Here is a 9016-nt window from a genome sequence, read left to right as displayed (position 1 = left end):
TGACCGAGGCCGTCGATCTGCGGCCGGCCGCGATCATCGAGCGGTTCGGGCTCATCGAGGCCGAGGCCGGCAAGCGCCCGACGTACCGCAACACGGCGGCCTACGGCCACTTCGGCCGCGACGAGTTTCCCTGGGAGCGGACCGACCTCGAAGAAGCGTTTCGCACCGCGGCGGGCTAGCCTGGAAGGTGGCACTGAGCAGTCCTCGCCCTCGAGGGTGTGAACAGGCCGCTCCTGCTTCGGAGGCGATGCGTGGTTCTCGCCCTCGAGGGGGACCCGCCCTCGAGGACGGGCCGACGTCCGTCGAATTTGCACACTCCGTCCGTCGAGAGCCCACGGACGCACCCTAGCTTTCAACTAAACCTGAAACCCACGCCGGGCGCCCGGCCAGACCATGGACCACAAGGAAGGACAGTACAAAGTCGCCGACCTCTCCCTCGCCGAAGACGGCCGCAAGCGCATCGAGTGGGCCGAGAGCCGGATGCCCGTGCTGATGAAGCTCCGCGAAGAGTACAGCCAGACGCAGCCGTTCGCCGGCTACAAGATCACGGGCTGCCTGCACGTGACCAAGGAGACGGCCGTACTCATCGAGACGCTCAAGGCCTGCGGCGCCGAAGTCGCGTGGTCCGGCTGCAACCCGCTCTCGACGAACGACGCAGTCTCGGCCGCCCTCGCGCTCGGCCCCAAGGGCGACGGCGACGGCGTCGAGATCTACGCTTGGTACGGCCAGGACACCGAGGCCTTCTACTGGTGCATCGACCGGACGATCGACAAGACGCCGGACACGACGCTCGACGACGGCGCCGACCTGATCTTCCGCGTCCACAGCGCCTTCCCCGAAAAGCTCGACGACATCATCGGCGGCTCGGAAGAGACCACGACGGGCGTCCACCGCCTGCGCGCGATGGCTGAGGACGGCAAGCTGGGCTACCCGGTCTACGCCGTCAACGACGCTGAGACCAAGTGGGACTTCGACAACGTCTACGGCACGGGCCAGTCGACGCTCGACGGCATCCTGCGCGCCAGCTCTGTGCTGGTCGCTGGCAAGAACTTCGTCGTCGCCGGCTACGGCCATTGCGGCCGTGGCGTCGCGATGCGGGCCAAGGGCATGGGCGCCAACGTCATCGTGACCGAGGTCAAGCCGACGGCCGCGCTCAAGGCGATGCTGGACGGCAACCGCGTCATGACGATGGAGCAAGCTGCCAAGGAGGGCGACATCTTCGTGACCGCGACCGGCATGAAGGACATCATCCGCGGCGAGCACTTCGTCTCGATGAAGGAGGGCGCCATCGTCTGCAACACGGGCCACTACGACGTCGAGCTCAACTTGCAGGAGCTCGCCGAGATCTCGCAGGACACCCGCATGATCCGCGACGACAACCGCGAGTACACGATGGACAACGGCAAGAAGATCTACGTCCTGGCCGACGGCCGCCTGGTCAACCTGGCCGCTGCGGAGGGGCACCCCTCGGAGGTCATGGACATGAGCTTCGCCAACCAGTTCCAGGCCCACCTCGAGCTGATCAAGTCGAAGGAGGCTGGTGAGGAGATGGTCAACACCGTCCTCGATCTGCCCGAGGAGCTCGACCAGCAGATCGCCCGCGTCAAGCTGGAGACCATGGGTCTCGAGATCGACACGCTCACCGACGAGCAGGTCGTCTACGCGACGGACTACTCGGCCGGCACCTGATCTAGCGGATTCCCGTCCTCGAGGTCGTCGGCCTCGAGGACGGACCAAGCTGGGGTGACCGCCGCCACGGTCCCCCGGATAGCGCGCCCGTCCCCTTTCTCAGGGGGCGGGCGTGCGCCTGTAAGGGGGCGGGGAGCGGCCTCGAGGTCGCGGAGGCAGGGTCTGGCGCCGCTTTTGATCGAGAAGGATCGGCGGCGTACCCTAACTCTTCATCACCGATCAGCCCGTGCCCGACTCCACTGGCAAGCAAGCACCCAACGCGTGGCGCGTCCTGGGCGTCCTGTTCCTCGCCAACCTCCTCAACTTCTACGACCGAACGATCCCGGCCATCCTCAACGAGCCGATCCGGCTCGAGTGGGGACTGAACGACACGCAGCTTGGTACGATCGCGGCGGCCTTCACCCTCGTGTACGCCGTGGCAGGGCTACCGCTCGGGCGCTTGGCTGACCGAGGGTCGAGAGCCCGCGTGATGGGGTGGGGCCTGACGGCATGGAGCGCGTTCACAGCGGCAAACGCGGCGGCCTGGAGCTTTGGCTCGTTCCTGGTCGCGAGGATGGGCGTCGGTGTAGGGGAGGCCAGCTACGCCCCGGCGGCGAACTCACTCATCGGAGACCTCTTCCCGACGGAAAAACGGTCGCGCGCGCTGGGCCTGTTCATGCTGGGGCTCCCGCTCGGTTTGCTCTTGGCGTTCTTTACCGTCGGGCCGATGGTGGAGGCGTTCGGAAACTGGCGAGCGCCGTTCGTGGTGGCCGCGGTGCCGGGGCTGGTCCTGGCTTTCTTCGTGTTCCGGATCAAGGAGCCCGCGCGCGGCGCGAGCGAGAAGGTCCAGAGCGCCGGCCTCGAGGTCGAGCGCCCGGTCCGGACCGTTCTGCAGACCCGGACGATCGTCTGGATCATCGCCTCGGGCATCACGGTCAACTTCGCGGCCTACGCCGGCAACGGGTTCCTCGTCCCCATGATCCAGCGCTACTTCGGGCTCGACCTTACGGCAGCCGCCGTTACGACGGGCGTGATCGTGGGAGTGACGGGCCTGATCGGGCTCACAGCAGGAGGATGGCTGGCTGACGCGGTGTACAAGCGGTCCGAGAGCGGGCGGTTGGTGTACGGGGCTATCTCGCTCGTCATTGCGGCCGTAGCGACGGCGGCCGGACTGGCCGCCGGAGCCGATTCGCTCGTTGCGTTTGCGGTCCCGTTCGGAATCGGCTGGCTGGCCCAGTACGCGTACTACACGAGCGTGTACCCCGCGATCCAAGACGTCGTCGAGCCCCGACTCCGAGCGACGGCCGTCGCCCTGTACTTCGCCGGGATGTACCTCTTGGGAGGCGCGTTCGGGCCGGTCGTGGTCGGGTTCCTATCGGACCGGCTCGCGGCGTCCGCGATGGAGGCGGCGGGCGCGACCGAGATGACCGACGCCTTCCGGGCGATCGGGCTTCACGACGCGCTGTACCTCGTCCCGGCGGCCCTCCTGCTCACAGCCGCGTTCGTGTACCTCGCTTCGAGGAGCTTTTCGGCGGATGCCCGACGTATGGAGCAGCAACTGGCACGCGGGACGCCGGCCGCTTGAAGATCCGGGGGGACAGCGTGTTGGAGGACGGCGAGAGGCGATGACGCGTAACGCCTTGACTCGGAAGCGCTTTCATGGTATCTGGACAGTTCGGTTCACGGCACCTGCACCAACCTCTCACACCTCACCATGACGCTCCTCTCCCGCGCTCTCCTACTCGCGGTAGTGCTCGCGGCCCCGCTTGCCACCGCTCAAAACGTGTCCGGCATCGTCACGGCGTCCGACTTCGGACCCGTCCCCGGAGCCAACATCATCGTGGACGGGACGTTCGTTGGGGACGCCACCGACGTCGACGGACGGTTCGCCCTCGAGGTCGACTTCTCCGACGGCCCCCGCGTCTTGCGCGTGTCGTACACGGGGTACGAGACGCAACGCGTAACCGTGGCCGGCCCGACGAGCGACCTCGAGGTCGTGCTCGAGCCCCAGGTGCTCCAGGGCGGTGACGTCGTGGTCTCGGCCTCGCGCCAAGAGGAGACCATCTTGGAGGCGCCCGTGACCATCGAGCGAGTCGGGGCGGCCCAGCTCGCCCGGATGCCGTCGACGGAGATCGTGGCCAGCATGGACCGCCTCAAGGGCGTCGATGTGAGCCGGTCGTCGATGTTGATCTCGTCGATCTCGACGAGGGGGTTCAACAGCGCCAAGGCCGAGCGCGTGATCCAGCTCGTCGACGGCGTCGACTTTATGGACCCGGTCCTCTCGCTCTACGCCGGCAACCTGACCGGTGTGCCGGAGATCGACATCGAGGGTGTGGAGATCGTCTACGGCGCCAACTCGGCACTCTACGGCGCGAACGCCTTCAACGGGGTCGTCCAGTTCCAGACCCTGAGTCCGTTCCTGCACACGGGGCCGTCCGTCCAGGTGCGCGGCGGCGAGCGCGGGATGTACGAGTTCCAGGGACGGTTCGCGCAGAAGGTGAGCGACCGGTTCGCCTACAAGGTGGTCGGGTCCTACTTCGAGGCCGACGACTTTATCGCGTCCAACTTCTCGACCTTGACGACGATCGCGGACAACTTCGAGCCGGACGGCTCGGTCCGCTCGCCGCTGGACCCGCGCGGCGCCGACCTGGTCAACCGCTACGGCGAGGCCGTCGCGCTCACGCCGGCGACGGTCATCGACGCCAACGGTACCACGTTGGGCCAACTCGGCCTCGAGGGTGCCGTGTTCACACCGGGGTTCACCGAGAGTGACCTGGTCTTGACCGACTACCGCGCACGGTCGGCCCGGCTCGCGGCGACGGCGTCGTACCTGGTCACGGACGCCGTCAAGGCGACGCTGGCGCTGCGGACGGGCAACGGCAACGGGATCTACCAAAGCTCGAACCGCTACGCGTTCGACGGGATCGGGGGCTCGACGGCGGCGCTTACCCTCGAGGGCGAGGCGTGGACGACGCGGGCCTACGTGATCGACTCGGACCAGGGCGACACGTACGACCTGGGCTTCCTGGGCTCGTTCATGAACCTCCAACCGTACGTCAACGCTGACGGCGTGGCCGACCCGGCCGGCCGGAACTACGCGACCGTCTACGGTCAGACCTACGCCGGTGCATTCGCCCAGGCCCGGCTGACGGGGGCCTCCATCGAGGACGCCTATGCGGCCGCGGCCGCCGCGACGGCCGGGATCTTCCCGACCGTTGGAGAGGACCGGTTCGCCACGGCCCGCGACGCGACGCTCGCCTCGACGACGCCCGGACAGAGCCCCCGCTTCGAGAGCGACGGCCAGATCTACCACGCCGACGCCCAGTACCGGTTCGACCTCCCGGGCGAGGTCAACGCCGCCGTCGGCGGCAGCGTCCGCCTGACGCGGCTCGAGTCCAACGGGACCCTCTACTCCGACGGACCCAACTCGCCGCTCCTCGATCCTGCTGCCGGCACGCGGAGCGTTCGTGATGGGATCGAGAACGACGAGTACGGCGGATATCTCCAGCTTCAGCGGGCATTCCTGGACGACGCGCTCAAGATCTCGGCTGTGGGCCGCGTCGATGGGTTCCGCAACTTCGACGCCCGGTTCTCGCCGCGCGTCTCGGGCGTGTACGCTTTTGGCCCCGGACGCCAGAACGCCATCCGTGCGAGCTTCTCGCAGGCCTTCCGCCAGCCGGCTCAGCTCGACCAGTTTATCTACCTCGACGTGGGTCGGCTGCTGCTCGTTGGCAACACGGCTGAGGGGTTCGAGACGGCCTCGCTCGTCCCAGCCACGTTCGGTCAGCCCGGCGACCGGATCGACCCGCTTCGGTTGGAGCGGATGAACTCGGTCGAGGTCGGCTACAAGGGGATCCTCGGCGGCAAGCTGTTCGCCGACGTGAGCTACTACCGGAGCATCTACGACGACTTTATCGGCACGCGTCGGTTCCTAGGTCGGGAGGCCGGCGGCACCCCCAACCCAGCCGAGTTCTTCGGCGCGCCCGCCCCCGGAACACCGGGCTTCGCCAACCGAACGCGGGCGATTCAAACGTGGCTGAACGCGGACCAGACCGTCACCTCGCAGGGGATCCAGGTCGGCCTCGAGTACGCGCTCGACCCGGCCCTCGTGCTCGCGGGCAACTACGCCTGGGCCGACATCGAGGAGGTCGACGACCTGATCCTGGGGTTCAACACGCCGGAGCACAAGTTCAACATCGGCGCGAGCGGCCAGGTCACGCGCGCCCTCGGCTACGGTGCCAACCTCCGCTGGGTCGACGACTACATGTTCGAGATGCCGTTCGCGGAGGGCCTCATCGAGAGCCACGTCTCTCTCGACGCCCAGGCGACCTACGCGCTCCCCGACTTTGGGGTGACGGTGCTGGTCGGCGGGACGAACCTGACCAACAGCCAGAACCTGACGGCCTACGGCGCCGCGGTCAACGAGCGCATCATCTACGCCGGCCTCCGCTACACGCCGTAGCGAGATGCCCTCTAGCCGCCAAGAATCGACCTCGAGGGCGGCCAGGGTCAGAACGGCACGGCTTCAGTCCCGGAGAACGTCCGCCCGCTCCCACAGCCGGGAGCGGGCGGACTCTTGTGTAGCGCTGGGCTGGCCTCGACGCGGAGCACACGCCCTCGAGGTCGAACGTCGTTCCGGGTCGTTCCCTCGGGTCTTCCCGCCTTCGTCCTCGGGGTGAAACCTCGCTCGCTTCGCGCCGTCGAGAGCGCGAACGGACGCTCGAAGCCGTTCTAGCGGCCTGTGGTTCCCGATTGCTTTCCGTCCTCGAGGACGACGGCGAAAGGACCACACTGGGCACGGCGATTGCCGGTGGCCTGACCGTATGTTGCCGCGCGGCCGTCGCCGCGTCTCGCCGATCTCCAATGCCGAACGACTCCAGCACCGTCCCCGAGTCGGCCCTCGCGAAGCTGGGCCACACGCTCTACCAACGGGCGCTCGTGCGCCGTGAGGACGAGGCGATCACGGACCCCCGAGGCCAGCCCATCGGATGGCTCTTGGACACGCGGACCCCGATGCTCGACGGCGAGGTGTTCGAGGAGGCGGGCGCCGTTCTCGCCGAGCGGCTTCGCGCTCGCGGTCTCTATCAGGTGGCCGGGTTCGGATACGGCGCGTTTCCCATCGTGACCGCCGTCCTGGCCCACGGGAAGCCGGGCCAGGCGTTCAAAGGCGGCTTTATCCGTGAGCGCCGCAAGGCCTACGGCCGACGTCGTCTGGTCGAGGGGCCGCTGGACCGGTCGAAGCCGGTCGCGCTCGTCGATGACATCTTGAACAGCGGCCGCAGCGCCGCTCGCGCCGCAGCGCTGCTCCGCAGCGACGGGTTCACCGTCGACGGCGTCGTGACGCTGTTCAACTTTACCTGGAGTGGGGGGCGGGCACGCCTCGAGGCCGAAGGTCTCTGGGTCGAGTCGTTGCTCGAGCTCAACCTCCGCGAGAGCGCCCGAGCCGCGACGTCGGGCGATACGGCGTAGCCGTGGACGTCTGGCGCTCCCGCCCGCCGAAGCAGACCGTCGCGCACGGCGACGGCGCCTCGGGACCTCTCCGGCTGGATCAGACGCCGCCGCCAGCCCCGCTGGTCCCGGCGCACATGGCGCCGCAGGAAGGCGAGATGCCGTTCCTCGACCACCTCGAGGAATTGCGCTGGCACATCTTCAAGGCGTTGGGCGCCATCGCCGTCTGTGTGATCGCGTGCCTGTTCTTTACGGGCTGGATCATGGACACGCTCTTGCTCGGCCCGACGCGAGCGTCGTTCTTTATGTACGACGTGCTGCGGCTGGACGCCGTCGACATCGTCCTGCAGAACCGGACGGTGACGGGGCAGTTTTTCGCCTACTTCGGGACCGTGATCGCGGCCGGGGTGATCATCGCGTCGCCGGCCGTCGTGTACCAGATCTGGTCGTTTATCGAGCCCGGCCTGTACCCCGACGAGAAGAAGGGGCTTCGGTTCGCGTCCGTGTTCGCGACGTTCTTTTTCGCGCTGGGGATCTCGTTCGGGTACCTGATCATCGCGCCGCTCGCGCTCCAGTTTTTCGCCCAGTTCCAGATCTCGGACACGATCGTCAACGAGTTCGACATCTCGAGGTACTTCTCGATGGTGTTGACGTGGGCGTTCGGGGCGGGCATCCTGTTCGAGCTGCCCGTCGTGGTCGTGATCCTGGCCAAGCTCGGCGTGCTGACGCAGGGCATGCTGCGAGCCGGCCGGAAGTACGCCCTCGTCGTCGTGCTCATCCTGTCCGCGTTCCTGACGCCGCCGGACCCGTGGAGCCAGGTCCTGATGGCGTTCCCGCTGATGGGCCTGTTCGAACTGTCCATCCTGCTGACCGGCGTCGTGGAGCGGAGGCGCGAGAAGGAGCTCGCCGCGGCCTAGCCGTCTTCGAGGAGGAGGCACGCACCCGTGGATTGGCGACCTCGAGGTCGTTCTGTAGTCTGACAGACACCCCATCGCTCCGTCCTCGATGCTTCGTGTACTCGCTATCGTCGCCCTCACACTCTCGTTCACGGCCTGCGACACGGACGTCGTGGACCGCGACCTGACGATGCTGTTCGTCGGCGACCTGTCGCAGGACCCGGCCGCTCTTGTAGGGACGTGGCGGCTCTTGACGATCACGGGGCCGGGAGACTGCGCGCCGTCGTGCCAAGAGACCGTTCCTGCGTCGGCGCGGCAGCGGTCGGAGACGCTAACATTCTCGCGAGGCGGGACGTTTGAGCGATCGACGACGACGCAGCGAGGCACGACGGAGCGTGCAGGTCGGTATCAAGTAAGCCGTGCCGTTTACGGCGGCGGGATCCAGAGCGAGTACCCGGTCCTATTCCTCGACGGCCAACAGGAAGACTTCGGCCTCGAGGGCGACCGGCTCTACCTCGACAGCCGGTCGGTGGACGGCGAGCTTTTGGAGTACGTCCGGCGGTAGCCGTCCTCGAGGACGGCGAAGCACGTCCGTTTATCGAGGCGTGGCCTGAGACGGGAGAGCTTCGTACGCTCTGGATCCCCGCCTGCGCGGGGATGACGTAGACCAGGAGCCCGCGCGGCCTTCTTCGTCGCCATGTCCGCGCGAATGAGCGGGCGTCGGCGTTAGCCTCCGGTCCCCGACCGCTCCGCCATGCGCCCGCTCCTGCTCCTCGCCCTCGTCCTGCTCGCGCCGACCTCGAGGGCGCAAGACGTCGACTTCTACGCGCTCCGCAAGAGCTTCGAGCTGTACGGGACCGTCTACGAGACCCTCGCCTCGGAGTACGTCGACGCGGTCGATGCGGAGGGGCTGATGCGGAGCGGGATCGGCGCTATGACCGGCGCGCTAGACCCGTACACGGTCTACTACGACGAGGCGACGGCGGCGGCGAGCCGGTTGCAAC

General features: G+C 67.6%; 7 protein-coding genes and 1 pseudogene. All 8 read left to right on the top strand.

Annotated elements, in window-relative coordinates; all coding sequences use genetic code 11:
- Positions 1 to 179: methionine adenosyltransferase domain-containing protein (locus tag WBA11_RS17350; RefSeq protein ID WP_424521899.1), on the top strand; the 179-nt coding region annotated here is incomplete at its 5' end.
- 214 nt (positions 180 to 393) lie between these two features.
- Complete coding sequence (locus tag WBA11_RS17345; RefSeq protein WP_424521898.1) at positions 394 to 1689, top strand: adenosylhomocysteinase; 1296 nt, start codon at positions 394 to 396, stop codon at positions 1687 to 1689.
- A 226-nt stretch (positions 1690 to 1915) separates the two neighbouring features.
- On the top strand, positions 1916 to 3253 hold the full coding sequence (locus WBA11_RS17340) for a spinster family MFS transporter (RefSeq protein ID WP_424521897.1): 1338 nt from the start codon (positions 1916 to 1918) through the stop codon (positions 3251 to 3253).
- A gap of 129 nt (positions 3254 to 3382) precedes the next feature.
- Positions 3383 to 6130, top strand: coding sequence for a TonB-dependent receptor (locus tag WBA11_RS17335; protein WP_424521896.1), 2748 nt, complete (start codon positions 3383 to 3385; stop codon positions 6128 to 6130).
- A 401-nt stretch (positions 6131 to 6531) separates the two neighbouring features.
- Positions 6532 to 7137: an orotate phosphoribosyltransferase gene (locus tag WBA11_RS17330; RefSeq protein WP_424521895.1), complete on the top strand. Its 606-nt coding sequence runs from the start codon at positions 6532 to 6534 to the stop codon at positions 7135 to 7137.
- A gap of 2 nt (positions 7138 to 7139) precedes the next feature.
- Positions 7140 to 8033: a twin-arginine translocase subunit TatC gene (tatC, locus tag WBA11_RS17325; protein WP_424521894.1), complete on the top strand. Its 894-nt coding sequence runs from the start codon at positions 7140 to 7142 to the stop codon at positions 8031 to 8033.
- A gap of 88 nt (positions 8034 to 8121) precedes the next feature.
- Complete coding sequence (locus tag WBA11_RS17320) at positions 8122 to 8577, top strand: hypothetical protein (protein WP_424521893.1); 456 nt, start codon at positions 8122 to 8124, stop codon at positions 8575 to 8577.
- Between the two features lie 189 nt (positions 8578 to 8766).
- Positions 8767 to 9016: pseudogene (locus tag WBA11_RS17315) on the top strand (S41 family peptidase); the annotation flags it as partial.

Source organism: Rubrivirga sp. (genome assembly GCF_049648075.1).
Lineage (GTDB): Bacteria > Bacteroidota > Rhodothermia > Rhodothermales > Rubricoccaceae > Rubrivirga.
The sequence above is the reverse complement of the archived record's forward strand: the minus strand, read 5'-3'. Positions and strand labels throughout refer to the sequence as shown.

Excerpts from the sequence above, each read along its gene's own strand:
- WBA11_RS17345 (WP_424521898.1), top strand. The coding sequence starts at position 394 with ATGGACCACAAGGAAGGACAGTACAAAGTCGCCGACCTCTCCCTCGCC.
- WBA11_RS17335 (WP_424521896.1), top strand. The coding sequence starts at position 3,383 with ATGACGCTCCTCTCCCGCGCTCTCCTACTCGCGGTAGTGCTCGCGGCC.
- WBA11_RS17330 (WP_424521895.1), top strand. The coding sequence starts at position 6,532 with ATGCCGAACGACTCCAGCACCGTCCCCGAGTCGGCCCTCGCGAAGCTG.
- WBA11_RS17320 (WP_424521893.1), top strand. The coding sequence starts at position 8,122 with ATGCTTCGTGTACTCGCTATCGTCGCCCTCACACTCTCGTTCACGGCC.